This is a genomic window from Flavobacterium sp. ACN2, assembly GCF_002303885.1.
Classification (GTDB): Bacteria; Bacteroidota; Bacteroidia; order Flavobacteriales; family Flavobacteriaceae; genus Flavobacterium.
Map to the genome: position 1 here is coordinate 375,453 of NZ_MRCM01000001.1, position 17,610 is coordinate 393,062.

Here is a 17,610-nt window from a genome sequence, read left to right on the forward strand (position 1 = left end):
CACTAATTAATCTGTTTGAAATCCATACCTGTTATTAAAATAAATCTTATCTTTAAATACAGCGATCACAGCAGTAACCCTAATGCAGACAATCATGAGAAAAATTACTGATATTCTGAATCTTAGAGAAGGAGAAGACGACAGAGAAAAAACACTGCAGACCGTTAAAAAAAACATTTCCTTTAAAGGAGCCAATCTTTGGATACTGGCCTGCGCCATAATTGTGGCTTCTGTGGGGCTCAATGTAAACTCTACAGCTGTTATCATCGGTGCGATGCTCATCTCCCCTCTGATGGGGCCTATTGTAGGGGCTGGTTTTGCCCTGGGCATTTATGACTTTTCACTGCTTAAAAAATCACTCAAAAACCTGCTCAATGCAACGGTTGTGAGTCTGGCGGTCTCCACGCTTTATTTTTATCTGAGTCCTTTCAAGGATGTGCAGTCGGAGCTACTGGCGAGAACCTCCCCGAACATTTACGATATTCTTATCGCTTTTTTTGGAGGTGTTGTCGGGGTCATTGCCGTTACGCGGTCAGAGAAAGGAAATCCTATTCCCGGAGTAGCTATTGCAACGGCATTGATGCCGCCTTTATGCACCGCAGGATATGGGATTGCAACTGCCCAGTGGAGCTTTTTTCTAGGAGCTTTCTACCTGTATTGCATCAACTGCGTTTTTATCGGTATCGCTACTTTTCTAATTATTAAATACCTGAATTATGCTGCTGTTAAACAGGTGGATGAAAAACACCAGCAAAGGGTGAAGTATATTATTGCTTTTCTCATTACTGCCATGCTCGTTCCCAGCAGTTATCTCGCCTACTCCCTATACAGGGAACAGCAGTTTAAAAAAAATGCAGAGCTTTTTGTTGACAGTGAGTTCAGCAGCAAGGGTTATACGGTGGTTTATAAAAAGACGGATTTTAACGCGAAGCAGAAAAAACTCGAACTTGCTTTCTTATCGAAACGATTTTCCGATAAGGAGATTCAGAGCCTTAAAAGCAGACTCAACAGCAATAAGTACCTTGCCGGCACCAGCCTTCGCATCAGACAGGACAGCACCGACCGCTTTAACGACATAAAAGGCGATATCTTAAATCAGATCAAGAGCAGCGAGAATGAAATGAATGTAAAGGATGTTAAAATAATCCAGCTGGAAAAAGAGCTGGCAAAAAACAAATTTGACAACAAACAGCTTTTAAAAGAAATAAGAACCTTATTTCCTGATGTCCATTCGCTTTCCATTGCCAAAAACACTTTAGTGAATTATAAAGACAGCACCTCAACGATCACCGCTGTAATTTACGATGCCTCAAAAAACCTAACAGCAGAAGACAGTGAAAAACTGACCAAATGGCTCAATGAACGTCTTTTAGTGAAAGATGCCGCATTGTTTAAAAGACAGTTAGCCCTTAAGAAGAATCAACAAAAAACTACTGCTGCTGTTTCTTTTTATTATACCAGCTCAGCAATACAAAACCTGATACCCCAGCCAGTATAGAAGCAGTAAGTATCGCAAATTTCGCCTCATTCTGATAGGCCTGCTCCTGAAAAGACAACAGCGCTATAAAGATGGACATCGTAAAGCCGATTCCGCCTAAAAGCCCCAGTCCCAGCACATGAGTCCATGTCGTCTGAGCAGGCAGATCAGCTGCCCTGATTTTTACCGAGAACCAAGACATTACAAAGATGCCGATGGGTTTGCCCAGGAAAAGCCCCAGAATAATTCCAAGTCCAAGATTACCGGTTAGTCCCTGCAGCATTTCGGATTCAAAAGCAATGTTAGTATTGGCCAGTGCAAAAACAGGCATGATGATAAAATTTACCGGACGAGCCAAAGCATGTTCCAGCTTTTCCAAAGGGGAATCCGTTTCTTCTTCGTTAGTGGGAAGCGTTAAGGCCGTAAGCACTCCGGCTATCGTGGCATGAACGCCTGAATGGTGTATAAAATACCACATCACCGCACCGGGCAGGAGATAAAAAAACAAATTCTTAACACCCAAGCGGTTAAAAATCATAAGCAGTACAAATATACCCCCTGCATAAACCAGATACAGAAAATGAAGTTCCGAGGAATAAAAAACCGCGATAACCAAAATGGCAATCAGATCATCCACAATGGCCAGAGCGGCAAGAAATATCTTAAGCCCTGATGGAACCTTATCTCCTAAAAGGGAAAGTATTCCAAGAGCAAAAGCAATATCGGTTGCCATAGGGATTCCCCATCCTTTGGCAGTATCAGGACTTTGTCCGTTAAAAAGAAAGTAAATCAATGCGGGAACCATGACCCCTCCAACAGCTGCCAGCACCGGCAGGGCCGCATGGCGAAGAGATGAAAGCTCACCTTCTATCACTTCCCTCTTGATTTCAAGGCCTACCAGCAGAAAAAAAACAGCCATCAAGCCATCGTTGATCCATAGCAGCACCGGATACCGCAGCTGCAGGCCCGCTGCTTCAAATCCCAAAGGATACCCCAGCAAATCATTAAAATGTACTCCGAGCCCAGTATTGGCCATTATAAGAGAAACCAGCACACAAATTAAAAGCAGAATCCCTCCTGCTGCGGAAGATTGGAAAAAATGTACGAAAATTTTGAGATTTATAAGTTTTGCCATTGAACAAAAATAGGCATTAGGGCTTAAAATGCCAAAGAAGATCCATGCATAAAAATGAACCAGCATCCGGTATTATGAATAATGCCAGTTAGGACCAATCACGTAAGTAAGATTATTTTGCAAAGGCACACTAATTAGCCCCTCTGCTGTCAACGGGCACCGGCTGGGTATCCCGTTCATTTTATCCGGTCTTTTCATCATCAGCCCTTATATAAAAAAGCCTGCTTTTAAGAGCTGATATGCAAAAGGCATTGATAAGACCTGGATTGGAACCATACTTCATATTAGCAATTGGTGCCCAGCTTTTCATTTTCTTTAAAACGGCCGGCTTTTGATAAAAAAAGACAAGGCATAATCTCTATTTATTTGCCAATTCATAATATGGGGGCTAAAAATAAATGATTTTTTTTAATAAATTGCCTAAAAAATCCCAAATTACCATTTGGCATAAATTAGTAAATCACAGTGATTGTTTTTATAAAATTCTTTATCTAAATTTGTATTTCCTATGAAAAAATGGTTTGCTAGTTTTACCCTGTCACTTGTTGTCCTGTTAATGGGATATGGCAGTGTATATACAAGCAGCAGCCAATTCTCAGAGAAAAAACCGCACCCTGCAGCACTTCGGGAAATAAAGTCCGATACGGGAGCTTATCTGGCTAAAAGACATTCTGTTGAAACCTTCAAAAGAAAATGCTGTCTTTTAGATAATGAAGAAAATGAAGAAAATTTTTCCACCATTCAAAAACAGCTTGTAAAAAGCAGCTGCTTTTTACATTTCCTGTGCCGCAATAAATTTGCAGTGTGTCCTGCCTTTAACAAAAAGGCTAATAACTTTAAAATTTTCGCCTTACTTTCTAATAAAGTATACCTTCGATTTCAAGTTTTCAGAATTTGATTTTTTATCCTAAGTAGTCACAAACTATTTCCAATTTACCGTTTTATCCTTTGCCGGCAGATGATTTCTCTAAGCCGGCAAACGGATGCGGAATACTTCAGCCTTATTTAAGGCTGTTAAAAAAATCAAAATCATTACGTTTTAATTCTGAAATTATTATGAAAAGAATTTTCATGCTCATGTCTTTATGTGCATTAGTTTTTGCAGGCTGCAACTCTAAAAAAGAAGGAGAAAAAGAGCAAAAAACCAAATTTCTGGTTACGAATCCAATTGAAAAAGATACTACCATTACAAAAGATTATGTATCGCAGATACACTCTATTCAACATATCGAAATAAGAGCGCAAGAGCGCGGTTACCTTGAAAAAATTTATGTAGATGAAGGACAAATGGTTAAAAAAGGCCAGCTGTTGTTTAAAATTATGCCTGCGCTTTATGAAGCCGAATTAAAAAAATCTAAAGCAGAAGTAAGTTTCAGCTCAATAGAATACCAAAATGCTAAAAAATTAGCTGACGAAAAAGTGGTTTCTCCAAATGAACTGGCAATGGCAAAAGCCAAACTGGAAAAAGCAAATGCTGAAATGGCCTTAAGCAAAGTTCATCTTCAGTTTACAGAAATCAGAGCGCCTTTTGACGGAATCATCGATAAATTTCATGTCCGTCAGGGAAGTTTAGTTGATGAAGGCGAACTGCTTACAGAATTGGCAGACAACAGTTCAATGTGGGTATATTATAATGTTCCGGAATCTGAATATTTAGATTATCAGGAAAAAGCAGGAAAAAATGGTAAAATGAAAGTTTATTTATTGATGGCCAACAATAAAAAATTCCAATATCCCGGAGTTGTAGAAACCATTGAAGCCGATTTTGATAATGAAACAGGAAATATTCCTTTTAGAGCTGTTTTTCCAAATCCAAAAAGATTGTTACGACACGGGGAAACCGGAAGCATCCAGATGCCGATAGAACTGAAAAATGCTATGCTGATACCTCAGAAAGCAACTTTTGAGGTTTTAGACAAAAAATATGTATATGTAATTGATAAAAACAATGCAGTAAAATCGAGAGAGGTTGTTATTGCTGCCGAAATGCCTCACCTATTTGTAATAAAAGAAGGTTTGTCGATTCATGATAAAATACTTTTAGAGGGACTTCGTCTTGTAAAAGAAAATCAAAAAATAGACTACGAAGTTTTAAAACCCGAATCGGTTATGTCCAACTTAGAACTGTATGCGGAATAACCGAATCTAAAAGAAAAAGAAATGTTTAATAAATTTATACATAGACCCGTTTTTGCAATTATAATTTCGATTATAATTGTATTTATAGGCACGCTGTCGATCAAACAGCTACCTATTTCGCAATTCCCTCAAATTGCGCCCACAACTGTAAATATCTTTATTGCTTATCCGGGAGCAAGTGCCGATGTATTGGTAAAATCTACTTTAATCACCTTAGAGAATTCGCTTAACGGTACACAAGGTGTGCGTTATATGGCGACAGATGCCACAAGTGCTGGAGAAGCAACACTTAGAATCATTTTTGAACCGGGAACCGATCCTAATGAAGCTGTAATCAGAGTCAAAACAAGGGTCGATCAGGTAATGCCATTATTACCTGAACTGGTTCAGCGTGAAGGAGTTGTTATTACCCCTATTCAGCCCAGCATGCTGATGTATGTGAATCTTTATTCGAAAAGCAAAAGCATGGATGAAAAATTCCTTTACAACTACGCTGATGTAAAAATGATTCCGGAAATCAGCCGTGTTAAAGGTGTTGCGAGAACTCAAATTTTAGGAAGCCGTAAATATGCCATGCGTGTTTGGTTGAATCCTGACCGAATGCGAGCTTACAAAATTTCTGTTGAAGAAGTGATGGAAGCTTTACAAGAACAAAGTATTATTGGCCGTCCGGGACGATTAGGACAAAGTTCTGGTATTGCAGCACAATCTTTAGAATATGTATTGACTTATAAAGGAAGATACGACGAGCCAAAACAATACGAAAATGTAATTGTCCGTGCGAATTCTGAAGGTGAAAGCATTCGCTTAAAAGACATTGCAAAAGTAGAATTAGGAAGTGAATTCTTTGATATTTACTCCAATCTAGATGGTCATCCTTCTGCCGCAATTGTATTAAAACAAAACTACGGAAGTAATGCAAGCGACGTAATCAATGACGTTAAAGCGAAACTGGAAGAAATGAAAGCAAGTTTTCCTCCAGGAATGGATTATAAAATCAGTTATGACGTTTCGCAATTCTTAGATGCTTCTATCGATCAGGTGGTTCATACTTTGAGAGATGCCTTTATTTTGGTTGCCTTAGTTGTATTTATATTTTTAGGAGATTGGCGCTCCACTTTAATTCCAATTATTGCCGTTCCAGTTTCTTTGGTTGGAGCTTTCTTTGTGATCCAGATGTTTGGAATGTCAATCAACTTGGTAACCCTATTTTCATTGGTATTAGCGATAGGAATTGTAGTTGATAACGCGATTGTCGTTGTCGAGGCCGTCCATGCCAAGTTTGAAGAATTTCCGCATATTACGCCTTACCATGCTGTAAAATTAGTTTTGGGTGAAATTGGAGGTGCGATTATCGCCATTACAGCCGTTATGGTTTCGGTTTTTATCCCCGTTTCGTTTATGTCGGGTCCGGTTGGAACTTTTTATAGACAATTTTCGGTTACCATGTCAAGCTCGATTATTATTTCAGCAATCGTGGCTTTAACCCTTACTCCTGTTCTTTGTGCGATTCTTTTGAAAAACAATCACGGAAAAGAGAAAAAAGGAAATATCCTCACCAAGTCTCTTGATGCTTTTAACAGATGGTTTGAAAGACTTACAGGCCGTTATGTTGTCGTTCTAAAAACAATTGTGAGCCGAAGAGTTCTAACTTTCGGAATTTTAATTGCGTTCTGTGCTTTCATTTTTATAGAAAATCAAGTTTTACCTTCTGGATTTATTCCGAGTGAGGATCAGGGAACTATTTACGGAATCATTCAAACACCACCGGGTGCAACTTTAGAAAGAACCAATCAGGTAGCGCAGAAACTGCAGAAAATCTGTGAAAAGGTTGAAGGTGTTGAATCGGTTTCTTCTTTGGCGGGTTACGAAATCATGACGGAAGGCCGTGGGTCAAATGCTGGAACCTGTCTGATTAACCTGAAATCATGGTCGGACAGAAAACATTCTGTTACAGAAATCATGGAAGAGTTAGAAAAGAAATCTAAAGATCTGGGTGCTGTTGTAGAGTTTTTTGAACCGCCTGCAATTCCTGGTTTTGGATCATCAGGAGGTTTTTCGATGCGTTTGCTGGATAAAACAACCGGTACCAATTACCAGGAGTTTGATAAAATCAACAAGCAGTTTATGTCCGAACTCGGCAAACGTAAAGAGCTTTCTGGTTTGTTTACATTCTTCGCTGCCAATTATCCGCAGTATGAATTGGAGATAAATAATGATCTGGCAATGCAAAAAGGGGTCTCTATTGGTAAAGCGATGGAAAACCTCAACATTCTAATCGGAAGTACCTACGAACAAGGATTCATCAAATTTGGACGTTTCTTTAAATTATACGTGCAGTCTGATCCAAAATTCAGAAGACTTCCGTCAGATATATTGAATCTCTATGTAAAAAATGATCATGGAGAAATGGTGCCTTATTCTGCTTTTATGACGCTTAAAAAAACACAAGGACCTAATGAGATCACGCGTTACAACATGTATAATTCTGCTGCTATTCAGGGTCAGCCTGCAAAAGGATACACCACTGCTGATGCCATTAAAGCAGTACAGGAAACAGCGCTTAAAACACTTCCTAAAGGATATGATATTGCATGGGAGGGCCTTTCCTATGATGAAGCTGGACGAGGTAACGAATCACTTTACATCTTTTTAGTCGTATTGGCTTTCGTTTATTTTGTGTTAGCTGCGCAATATGAGAGTTTTATTATTCCGTTTTCAGTGATTTTATCGATTCCTGTTGGAATTTTAGGTTCGTTTGTCATTCTTCAAATGATGGGCTTACAAAACGATATTTATGCGCAAATCGGATTAATTATGTTGGTCGGATTGCTCGGTAAAAATGCCGTATTGATAGTCGAATTTGCCGTCCTCAAACACCAGCAGGGCGCTACCATTCTCGAAGCCGCTATTGAAGGCGCTAAGGTTCGTTTCAGACCAATCTTAATGACATCATTTGCCTTTATTGCAGGATTGATTCCGTTGATTTTCGCTTCTGGAGCGGGTGCAATCGGTAACAGAACTATTGGAGGATCCGCGCTTGGTGGAATGCTTTTCGGAACTATTTTCGGAGTAATTATTGTTCCCGGGCTATACTACATTTTTGGTTCATTGGCTCAAGGCCGAAAACTAATTAAAGGAGAAGAAGAAAGTTCATTATCTGATGATTTTATGCATCATGTACATGATTTTTCAACAAACAATCAAACGGAGGAAAATGAAGAATAACAGAAATATAAAATACGCAGGTCTTGCCTGCGTATTACTCACCATAGCGGGTTGTAAAACGACAACTATTGCAGAAAAAACAGAAAACAAAACACTGCCAGAAAACTATGCTGACACTGGCTTAGACACTCTAAATACCGGAAAAGTAAAATGGAGAAGTTATTTTACAGACGAAAATTTAGAAAATCTGATTGATATCGCTTTAAAAAACAATCAGGAATTAAACATCACACTTCAGGAAATTGAAATTGCCAGAAGCGAAGTAAAAGCACGAAAAGGAGAATACCTGCCTTTTGTAGGTTTTAGCGCCGGTGCAGATGTAACGAAGTCAGGAAGATACACAAGCACAGGTTCTGGTGAAGCTACAACAGAAATTATGCCTGGGAAAGAAACACCAGATCCGCTTCCTAATTATCGTTTTGCGCTGACTTCAAGCTGGGAAATCGATATTTGGAACAAACTGCATAATGCTAAAAAAGCAGCTTTAAACCGTTATTTAGGTTCTATTGAAGGAAAGAATTTTGTAGTTACCAATTTGATTGCAGAAATAGCCGATTCGTATTACGAACTTTTAGCGTTGGATAATCAATTGAAAATCATCATACAAAATATTGACATTCAGACCAATGCATTAAAAGTCGTAAAAATACAAAAAGAAGCGGCAAGGGTAAACGAACTGGCTGTACGCCGGTTTGAAGCTCAGATTTTAAGCACGCAAAGCATTCAGTTTGACATACAGCAGCAGATAACCGAAACAGAAAATAAAATCAATTTCCTGTTGGGGCGTTTTCCTCAAAAAATTGCCAGAAACAGCAATACATTCAGTTCTATAACTCCTGCAGATATTCATGCCGGAGTGCCTTCTCAGCTTCTGGAGAATCGTCCCGACATTAAAAAAGCAGAAATGGAACTAATCGCTGCAAAACTCGACATTAAGGCCGCTAAAGCTAAATTTTATCCATCGCTGGGCATTTCAGCAGGAATTGGTTATGAAGCTTTCAATGCCAAGTATCTGCTGACTTCTCCAGAATCTCTATTGTATTCCATAGCCGGAGATTTGGTTGCTCCTCTGATCAACAGAAATGCTATTAAGGCAAGTTATCTTACTGCAAGCGCCAAACAAATTCAGGCAGTTTACAATTATGAAAGAACTTTGGTAAACGCTTATGTTGAAGTTGCGAATCAGCTTTCTAAAATTCAAAATACAGCAAAAAGCTATGATTTGAAGTCAAAACAAGTTGATGCTTTAAACGAATCTGTTCAGATATCCAATAACTTATTTAGTTCTGCCAGGGCAGATTATATGGAAGTTTTACTGACCCAGAAAGATGCTTTAGAATCTAAGTTTGAACTTATCGAAACCAAAAAACAGCAGATGAATGCTTTTGTTAATGTTTATAAAGCCTTAGGCGGCGGCTGGAATTAGTAGTTTTCATTTTTATTTTTTTTTAAAGGAGCCCTGTTTTTTAACAGGGCTCCTTTTCTGCTTACCACCTAGTCCTGGATCAAATCTAAAACTAATCCAGCTGTATAATTCCTAAGCGTATGCCCTCAGGCGATAGAGTCTGTCCGCAATCTTCCGCTGCATCTATGATTTTATAAGCTCTGTCTCATTTTCAGATGCTGTTAAAAAATAATTCAGGTACTGATTTCCTCTTTACCAGCTATGGACAATCTGGGCGCCCTCTGCAGATCATGTCTCTTTCGGCTTAAAATTTTAATTCTGCGCTGTGTCCAGACCGCTTTTATCCTTACTGCCTGTATTGTTTTATCCATTTCTGTGCTGTTCCAGCAGATCCGGCACGCAGCCCATCTTTTAAACATTAGCTTTCTTTTTCCGCCTCATCGGCCCATCCGAAAGGTTTTCCTCTATAATTCCAGCAGTTGGGGCTGCAATGGTGGATTTTTTCACATCCTATTCATAATAGGCTGCTCCATAATAGTAATTGTTGGCCGCTCCGGTGAGCTATACCTGAAGTTGACCCGCAAATTTTTGACCTGGACGTTTAAACAAACCATATTAAGACGTTTAAACAAAGCGGCTGCTTGTTTCATCCTCTAATTTTGTCCTGTTAAAATAATTTAAATTAAAAAAATGGAACAGAATAATTATCACGGAAAATTACAGAAAACCACAGGTTCGGGATTTGGCGCAAAATCTACCTCAAAGGAAATTATAAAAGGAATTGACCTTACAGGGAAAACTGCCATTGTAACGGGCGGGAATACAGGCATTGGCCTGGAAACGGCCAAAACACTTGCGGCGGCAGGGGCAACGGTCATTGTACCGGCCAGAGATGCAGAGAAAGCGAAAAGAAATCTCGAGGGAACTCCAAATGTAATAATAGAAAACATGGATTTAATGAATCCCGGTTCTCTTGATGCTTTTGCTGAAAAGTATCTGCATTCAGGAAGACCGCTTGATCTGCTCATTAACAATGCAGGGATTATGTGGGTGCCGCTGCGCAGGGATTCCCGAGGCTATGAATCACAATTAGCCACTAATTATCTGGCACTGTTTCAGCTTACGGCAAGATTATGGCCTGCACTAAAAAAAGCTGATGGCGCCAGAGTGGTCAATGTTTCTTCAGGAGGGCATCAATTTTCAGATTTTAATTTTCAAGATCCTAATTTTCTAAATCGGGAGTATGAGACCTTACAGGCCTATGGACAGTCAAAAACAGCGGTGAATCTCTTTTCTATGGAATTAGACACGCGTGCAAAAAAGTATAATGTGAGAAGTTATTGCTTATGTCCGGGTGCTGTTGGGCAAACAGAATTAGCTCGAGAAGCGCCAGCTGATTTGTTCCAAAAACTCGGTTACAGTGATGCTGAAGGAAATATACTGCCGGAAGTTGCCGCGTCATTAAAAACGATCCCGCAAGGTGCAGCCACAACCCTTTGGGCTGCGACAAGCAAATCGCTTAACAATATTGGCGGGGTGTATTGTGAAAACGCAGATATAGCATCTTTAAATTCAAATGAAAAAATTATTGGAGGTGTTGCACCTTATTCATTAGATGAAAAAAATGCAAAACGTTTATGGAAATTAAGCCAGGAAATGACCGGAATACATTTCGATCTTAGTTAATATTTGTATCTTTATACCACACAGGCAATTATGGATTATCAGGTAAATTACATAAACCCAGACATTAAACTTTCTAATTATTCCGGTAAGCTGTTTAAAACAGAAGCTGCGTTTAATGACCATCTGCTTGTGTGGTTAATTTCAGGTGAAACCAAAATTATCCAGGCAGATGAAAGTTTTGTATTTGGCCCGGGCAGTACTTTTTTAATTCCAAGAAACCAATTGGCGGCAATCATTAATATTCCAAAAGATGGACTGCCCCACAAAGCAGCTGCGATGCATCTAACGGCTAAAAGGCTCCGGGAATTTTACGATCGCCAAAATGCAAAAATAAAAACTGCCATACCAAAAATTTTCAGTTTCCATAAACATCCTCTGCTGGAAAGCTGTCTGGCTTCGCTGATTCCCTATTTTGACATGCAGGAAAACTTTCCCGAGAATATCGCTTCATTAAAAATTACTGAAGCAATTTCAATTCTTAGAAACATTGATGCCGATATTGATGCTGTACTGGCCAGCTTTGAAGAACCTGATAAAATTGATTTAACTGCTTTTATGGAGAAGAACTTTATGTTTAATATGCCTTTGGAAAAGTTTGGCTATTTAACAGGCCGGAGTCTTACCACTTTTAAACGGGATTTTCATAAGGCTTTCAATAGTACGCCACAACGCTGGCTAACCAAAAAAAGATTGGAATTAGCCCATTATCAGCTTAATGAAAAAAATAAAAAACCTGTCGAGATTTATTATGAAACAGGTTTTGAAAATTTATCGCATTTTTCCTTTGCGTTCAAAAAACAGTTTGGCTACTCCCCGACTGAATTGCAAAAAATAAATAAAAATAGTTAAGCTTTATTAATAATAGCCCTCCTTAAAAATGAACTAGCATTAGCTATTCAGAGGCATTTTTAAAATTTAAAATTGGATTTGCTTCTTATTTTACAGAAGTCTTAGGCTGGTTATTATCTCAACATTCTTAGTTCTGCGCGAAAATCGTGGCACCCGGTGCTGGAGCTGCCTCCAAAAGTGTCACATAAAGCTAAGGTGAATTCTGTTTAAGCTGTCAAAAAAAATTAAATAGATTTTTCGATCAATCCCCAACAGGACATCCAAACCAAATTGATAAAGCCAATGAATGAAAGGCACTAAATGCAGTATGACAATCTCTTCAAATCGTCCAAAAATTTTACAGAAATTTGTCCTGTTGCTCTCTCCACAGCCAAAAGGCGCCAATTCAAGACAATTGGCGCCTTTTTTATTATAACCTTCTGTTTTTTTATTAATTTAAAGCCCCGCCGCTGCTATGTTTACTGCATCACTATAAACAGGGGATTGGCTGTTGATTAGAAGTGCAAAAAGCGGGTTTGAAGTGCAGTTTTCCAAGACAAAAAAGCACGTCTGAGCATCCCCCAGCACCGATTGCTTCGCCATTTCGCTTCGCTCGTGTGCAGTAAAATCTTTTGTTGCGGGGTTCACCGCAAAGATTGCAGCGCACAGCGGGAAGAGCTCCTAGGAAATAAGCACTGTCAATCATAGTATATTTTATGATGCTGACAGCAATTCATATTAACTTAGACAGGCCGCTCACAATCAATTCATCACTGTCCTATTTTTTCTTCGGGACTTTTATAAACCAATTCTCAGAAAAAAAAAATATAGCCGTGCCGGTCAAAAAAAAAACAATCTTTCATTTCTATTTCAGCCTGAAAATCAGCCGCTGGATAATCATAAGCCAGATTGCAGTAAGCATCATAGTTGAAGTAATTACAGCCAGTGTTATTTGATACGTATAATTTTCCACTAATTTTAAAGAAGCTGCCATGGTCATTAAAATAAAACTGAATTCCCCTATCTGCGATAAGAGTGCCCCTGCATATAAACTGTCTCGCCAGGAGTTCTTAGTCAGTTTAAAAAGGATGGTATTGATCAGGCTGTTTATAATGAGTACTGAAAATGAAATCAATATAACTGTACCTGTATTTTGAATAAAAAAATTAATATCCAACTGCAGTCCTACAGCTAAGAAAAAGAAAGCCATAAAAAATACCCTGAAAGGAATAAGGGAACTACCCAGCCAGCGGGTTGCCTTATCATGCCCGATTAATATTCCTGAAGCAAAAGCACCAAAGGCGGTAGACAAGCCAAACCATCCGCTGATCCAGGCCATTGTGAAACAGATGCTGAAGCCGATAAAAACCTGCAGTTCATGGTCAGCAGCAATCTCTTTGCGCATCGGAATTTTAAAAAGTTTTTTAGTCAGAGCCCCTTTCAAAAAAAGAATCATCAGTACGCCTCCTGCACATACTTTTATCAATTGAACTGCTGATACGGCGGCGCCTGACATAAAATTCAAAGCCAGCATCATAGGTATAACCAATATATCCTGCATTAATAATACACCGCAGGTAATCATGCCGAGCTGACTTTTAATTTGGCCTGTTCTGGCCAGATACTGAAATACAATAGCCGAACTGCTGATGCTGATTGTAAAAGCAGTCAACACAATTGTTGTAATTTCCCATCCCGCATATGATCCTACAAAATACATGCAGATAAAACTAAGCACGACCTGAACAACTGAAATCAACAGCGGCTTGTAAAAATTACGCGTGAGATATTGAAGGTCAATCTCGCTTCCAATGGAAAACATCATAATAATGATCCCTATCTCACCAAGTTCTGATATCACATCAGGTTTGTGGATAATATTAAATACCTGAGGACCTAAAAGCACGCCGGCCGCTATGTAGGCGATAAAGTAAGGCTGCTTTAACCGCCGAAGCAGTAAAATCAGCAATAAGACAATAAGAGAAAGCACAGCGATCCCTGAGAATAATTGTGAGAGCATATTTTTAAATTATTATCAAGAAAGCTGCCTTTATAGGGCAGCTTTCAATAAAAAAATTGATAAAAGTTTTTAAGAAATCTCTATCATCCTTGGTGACTTTTGTCTGGCCTGTTCCAGTTTTGGAATCGACAGCAGTAAAATTCCATTTTCGTAACGGGCACGAATTCTATCTTCGTCCACTACATTTTTAGGCAGTACAAAACTTCTCTGGAAAGACTGGTAGCTGAACTCTCTGCGGGTGTAATTTTCTTCCTCTTTATTTACATGTTCCTGTTTAGACGAAGAAATAAGCAGCTGTCCATTATCAAGGGTAACCTTGAAGTCATCCCTGCTCATACCGGGAGCGGCAACCTCCACTTCATAATTCTCATCAGTTTCCTTAATATTCACTGAAGGCAGTGTGGTGCTTGTGGTTGAAAAATTGTTGTTTTCCCAATTGAAAAGATCGCGGCCAAAAACATCATCAAAAAACAAGCGTTGGAAAGCCGGCACATGGCTTCCGTTTCTTTTAATAAGATTCATAACAGTAATTTTTAAAATTGTTATACAATAAATTTTTGAACTTGCACAACGGTGCGCACAAGGAAAAAAAACAAATAATATGCCAGGGGATAATTCTGACATTTTTTCATAGTGAACAATGAAATAATGTCATTTTAATCTACGATGAATGCCCTTTTTTCTCACTGCTTATTTTCAATATTCAGATAATCTGCTGTCCTTGCTTTTTACGATCCTAATTTAATAGTTTCAGGAAAAAATGTCACCTCGCCTGTAGTAATGTCGTGTGATCCTCCAGCAATTCGAATTTCTCCGTTTTCAATCATTTCTTTCAATATTGGACTGCGCTGCATTATCGATGAAACAGTACGTTTAACATTAATAACAGACACATTCTCTACAAAAGCAGCATTGCACGAACTGCGGTTTTCTTATGTATGGGTTTCATGATCAGCTTCCGGTCTTATTTTGGTCAGCAGCGATGTAAGGTTACCCCATTTCAACATGGGTGCAGGCAACTTTTACAGCGCCGCATTTTTTATGACCTTATACTGCAATTATTTTTGAACCTGCCGCTTTACAGTCAAACTCATGCTGCCTAAAATGTCCTCATTGATAATGTTTCCCGCGATTGCGCACACTGAAAATATCACCAATTCCCCGGCCGAAAATTAATTCGGCAGAAGTCTGGCTGTCAATACGGCTTAGAATTACAGCAAAAGGATGCTCTATGAAGTTTCATTGGCCTGCTGCAGAAGATTACGGTTTATTTTAAGATTGCTTACAAATCTCTGGCTCCTTTCTTTTAAAAGCTCTAAAGCCTTATAAACGACAAATTACCATTAATGTCCGCTGCTTTAAAATCTATCTTTACTCTTTATTCTAATACTTAGTTTTGAAATTTAGACATGGCTAATCTAATTAAAATCTAAAATTCTTCAGATATGGCTCCCCGGCAACATGCTCTTCTTTGATATTAATGAAAAATTCTTTGCCTGCTGATTCTACGTATGAGATTCCCTTAATAAAATATGACATCGAATCATATTTTATGGGAATTATTATTTCATTTTTCAGGTTAATTACACCTCTTTTATTATTGATAATCACTATGGCATAACCATCAAAAAATCCGGAAACCGCATCATATTGCAAGGGAATGATTTCTTTTCCCCTTTTATCAATACAGCCGGATTTGCTATTTAATTTTACTACTGCAAGGTTTTCCTGGAAACTACCAATGCATTCATATTTTGCCGCTGCGATTTCTTTACCAAAGTGATCAATAAGACCTATTTTTTTTTGTGCAGTCACTTGAGCTGCCCCATCCTTATAAGGGGCAATATTGTCATACTTCAGCGGAACTGTTTCTTCCCCAGTTTCCGATACAATTCCTTGTTTTCCGTTAAGCTCCACTATAAAACTGTTTATTGCTTTATTATTGCTCCATATAATTTTATCATATTTTGCCTTTACAATTTCAACACCTGAAGTGTTTATTACACCAAGTTTTGAAATTAAGCTTACAACTGCAAATCCATTTTCATAATTGCCAATACGATGATATTTAGCCGGCACAATTTCTTCTCCATTATCTTTAACCACTCCCCACTGATAAATCTGCGTTCCATTTATATGATTAATAAAAATAGCCCGACCTTGATTAAATTCATATATTGCCCAATATTTCGGATGAATAATTTCTCTGCCAGTCTCATCAATGTATCCTTGCTTTTTATTTAGCGTGATCTGCGCTTTTCCATCCCTGAAAACACCAATAAAATCGTATTGGGGCTTTACTGCAATGCGGCCATTGTTTTTCACTCCCCACTTATCTGATTTTAAATCATAATAAGGAGTCTGGGCGTCCGATGGAAGATATAAAAGTGAAAACAAACCAATCAGAAAATACTTTTTATTAAATAATTTATCCATCCTTTTTTTTGTAATTGCTTTTTACTGCTGTGCTTTATTATTATATTTTGTTTTTTTTACATATTTGTTAAATCTGCTGTCCTCCCGGCTTATCAGCATATATGTTTCTGGTCATATAAGGGTCAGCAGACAGCCCATTAACGAACCGCCTAAAACTACAAAAGCACTATTTAATTTCTTGTATCCAAATGCAATTGCCAGACTTAAAACTGCGATTAAAATTGTCCGCCAGTCGGTAATCGCTTCTTTTCCCATATCAAAACAAACTGCAGCAATTATTGCTACTGATGCCACATTTACCGCGTCCAAAAATACTGCAAATAGTTGTGAGTTTCGCATTCTCTTTACCATTGGATTTAACAATGCCACAAATATAAAAGAAGGTAAAAATATGGCAATTGTCGAAACCGCTGCTCCTGTGAAACCGTTGATTTGATAACCTATAAAAGTTACTGAAGAAAAAACGGGTCCCGGTGTGAATTGCCCTGCTGCAATTGCGTCAATCAATTGCTGGCGTGTTAAAAGCCCTGTTGAAACTAATTCTGTGTCAAGAAAAGCAAACAAAACATAACCGCTTCCGTAAAGTACAGCCCCAATTTTTAGAAAAATAAAAAACAGATTTGCATTGCCGGGTGCCAGAATTGCCGGGTGCGTGATCTGCACTAGAGACAAAGGAACAAAACCTTTGATATTGCTTTGCTTTCTGTCTCGCATATAAGTCAGCAGCAAAGCAAAAAATCCAGCACCAAACATCAAATATATTTCATTGAAGCCGGAGAGTGAACCCGCCAAAACAAGCAGTCCGATGAGTACCAGTTCTGCTGATTTCAGCGCTTTTTTTGCCAATGGAAAAACCGCACCAACAATAACAGCAATAACGGCCGGTTTTATTCCATAAATAAAAGGCTGTGCTTCCGGGATTTGTCCGTGCTGCTTATAGAAGTAAGCAAAAATTCCCGTAATAAAAACGGCTGGCAAAATAAAACAAAGCCCTGCGATCATCAAACCTTTCCAGCCTCCTTTTTCATGGCCGATATGGACTGCCATTTCCGTGCTATTGGGTCCTGGAATCAGGTTTACTGCACCAATTAAGTCCAAAAAATGCTGTTCGGTCAGCCATTTCCTTTTTCTAACCACTTCATCCTGCATCATGGCAATATGTGCAGCAGGGCCGCCAAAACCAATAATGCCAAGTTTTAGAAAAACTTTTGCGATCTCTTTTAAATCTGCTTTAGTCTCCATTTTTCCTTAAAATA

The 17,610-nt window shown here is 38.6% G+C and carries 12 protein-coding genes; 7 read left to right on the forward strand and 5 right to left on the reverse strand.

The window, feature by feature from the left end:
- The first annotated feature begins 94 nt into the window (after nt 1–94).
- The gene (locus BSF41_RS01540) at nt 95–1,498 is read left to right on the forward strand and encodes a DUF389 domain-containing protein (RefSeq protein WP_253251743.1); all 1,404 of its coding nucleotides are present in this window, start codon (nt 95–97) and stop codon (nt 1,496–1,498) included.
- Here BSF41_RS01540 and nhaA read toward each other — a convergent pair.
- On the reverse strand, nt 1,431–2,612 hold the full coding sequence (gene nhaA, locus BSF41_RS01545; protein ID WP_095927767.1) for a Na+/H+ antiporter NhaA: 1,182 nt from the start codon (nt 2,610–2,612) through the stop codon (nt 1,431–1,433). The genes BSF41_RS01540 and nhaA overlap by 68 nt on opposite strands.
- 508 nt (nt 2,613–3,120) lie before the next feature.
- On the opposite strand from nhaA, the gene BSF41_RS01550 reads away from it, so the two are divergent.
- The 6 genes from BSF41_RS01550 (at nt 3,121) to BSF41_RS01575 (ending at nt 11,919) form a co-directional block, all read left to right on the forward strand.
- Nucleotides 3,121–3,510 (forward strand): hypothetical protein, encoded by a 390-nt coding sequence (locus BSF41_RS01550; RefSeq protein ID WP_095927768.1) that lies wholly within the window; start codon nt 3,121–3,123, stop codon nt 3,508–3,510.
- Between the two features lie 158 nt (nt 3,511–3,668).
- On the forward strand, nt 3,669–4,751 hold the full coding sequence (locus tag BSF41_RS01555; protein WP_095927849.1) for an efflux RND transporter periplasmic adaptor subunit: 1,083 nt from the start codon (nt 3,669–3,671) through the stop codon (nt 4,749–4,751).
- Nucleotides 4,752–4,772: 21 nt separating this feature from the next.
- The gene (locus BSF41_RS01560; RefSeq protein WP_095927769.1) at nt 4,773–7,979 is read left to right on the forward strand and encodes an efflux RND transporter permease subunit; all 3,207 of its coding nucleotides are present in this window, start codon (nt 4,773–4,775) and stop codon (nt 7,977–7,979) included.
- Nucleotides 7,969–9,405, forward strand: a complete 1,437-nt coding sequence (locus BSF41_RS01565; protein WP_095927770.1) for a TolC family protein — start codon at nt 7,969–7,971, stop codon at nt 9,403–9,405. The genes BSF41_RS01560 and BSF41_RS01565 overlap by 11 nt, the downstream gene beginning before the upstream one ends.
- A gap of 669 nt (nt 9,406–10,074) precedes the next feature.
- Nucleotides 10,075–11,070, forward strand: a complete 996-nt coding sequence (locus BSF41_RS01570; RefSeq protein ID WP_095927771.1) for an SDR family NAD(P)-dependent oxidoreductase — start codon at nt 10,075–10,077, stop codon at nt 11,068–11,070.
- 30 nt (nt 11,071–11,100) lie between these two features.
- Nucleotides 11,101–11,919 carry an AraC family transcriptional regulator gene (locus tag BSF41_RS01575; protein WP_095927772.1) on the forward strand — a complete coding sequence of 273 codons (819 nt, stop codon included), beginning with the start codon at nt 11,101–11,103 and terminating at the stop codon, nt 11,917–11,919.
- 844 nt (nt 11,920–12,763) lie between these two features.
- Here the strand turns inward: BSF41_RS01575 and BSF41_RS01580 are convergent.
- The 4 genes from BSF41_RS01580 to chrA all read right to left on the reverse strand — a co-directional run bounded on the left by BSF41_RS01580 (nt 12,764) and on the right by chrA (nt 17,596).
- Nucleotides 12,764–13,918, reverse strand: a complete 1,155-nt coding sequence (locus tag BSF41_RS01580) for a cation:proton antiporter (protein ID WP_095927773.1) — start codon at nt 13,916–13,918, stop codon at nt 12,764–12,766.
- Nucleotides 13,919–13,987: 69 nt separating this feature from the next.
- Nucleotides 13,988–14,440 carry an Hsp20/alpha crystallin family protein gene (locus BSF41_RS01585; protein ID WP_095927774.1) on the reverse strand — a complete coding sequence of 151 codons (453 nt, stop codon included), beginning with the start codon at nt 14,438–14,440 and terminating at the stop codon, nt 13,988–13,990.
- Nucleotides 14,441–15,340: 900 nt separating this feature from the next.
- A complete protein-coding gene (locus BSF41_RS01595) occupies nt 15,341–16,354 on the reverse strand; it encodes a WG repeat-containing protein (RefSeq protein WP_095927775.1) in 1,014 nt (337 codons plus the stop codon).
- Nucleotides 16,355–16,465: 111 nt separating this feature from the next.
- The gene (gene chrA, locus BSF41_RS01600) at nt 16,466–17,596 is read right to left on the reverse strand and encodes a chromate efflux transporter (protein WP_095927776.1); all 1,131 of its coding nucleotides are present in this window, start codon (nt 17,594–17,596) and stop codon (nt 16,466–16,468) included.
- Nucleotides 17,597–17,610 lie beyond the last annotated feature (14 nt).

Bases quoted from the DNA above. Each gene is read 5' to 3' on its own strand.
- BSF41_RS01540 (WP_253251743.1), top strand. From the start codon at position 95: ATGAGAAAAATTACTGATATTCTGAATCTTAGAGAAGGAGAAGACGAC.
- nhaA (WP_095927767.1), bottom strand. From the start codon at position 2,612: ATGGCAAAACTTATAAATCTCAAAATTTTCGTACATTTTTTCCAATCT.
- BSF41_RS01550 (WP_095927768.1), top strand. From the start codon at position 3,121: ATGAAAAAATGGTTTGCTAGTTTTACCCTGTCACTTGTTGTCCTGTTA.
- BSF41_RS01555 (WP_095927849.1), top strand. From the start codon at position 3,669: ATGAAAAGAATTTTCATGCTCATGTCTTTATGTGCATTAGTTTTTGCA.
- BSF41_RS01560 (WP_095927769.1), top strand. From the start codon at position 4,773: ATGTTTAATAAATTTATACATAGACCCGTTTTTGCAATTATAATTTCG.
- BSF41_RS01565 (WP_095927770.1), top strand. From the start codon at position 7,969: ATGAAGAATAACAGAAATATAAAATACGCAGGTCTTGCCTGCGTATTA.
- BSF41_RS01570 (WP_095927771.1), top strand. From the start codon at position 10,075: ATGGAACAGAATAATTATCACGGAAAATTACAGAAAACCACAGGTTCG.
- BSF41_RS01575 (WP_095927772.1), top strand. From the start codon at position 11,101: ATGGATTATCAGGTAAATTACATAAACCCAGACATTAAACTTTCTAAT.
- BSF41_RS01580 (WP_095927773.1), bottom strand. From the start codon at position 13,918: ATGCTCTCACAATTATTCTCAGGGATCGCTGTGCTTTCTCTTATTGTC.
- BSF41_RS01585 (WP_095927774.1), bottom strand. From the start codon at position 14,440: ATGAATCTTATTAAAAGAAACGGAAGCCATGTGCCGGCTTTCCAACGC.
- BSF41_RS01595 (WP_095927775.1), bottom strand. From the start codon at position 16,354: ATGGATAAATTATTTAATAAAAAGTATTTTCTGATTGGTTTGTTTTCA.
- chrA (WP_095927776.1), bottom strand. From the start codon at position 17,596: ATGGAGACTAAAGCAGATTTAAAAGAGATCGCAAAAGTTTTTCTAAAA.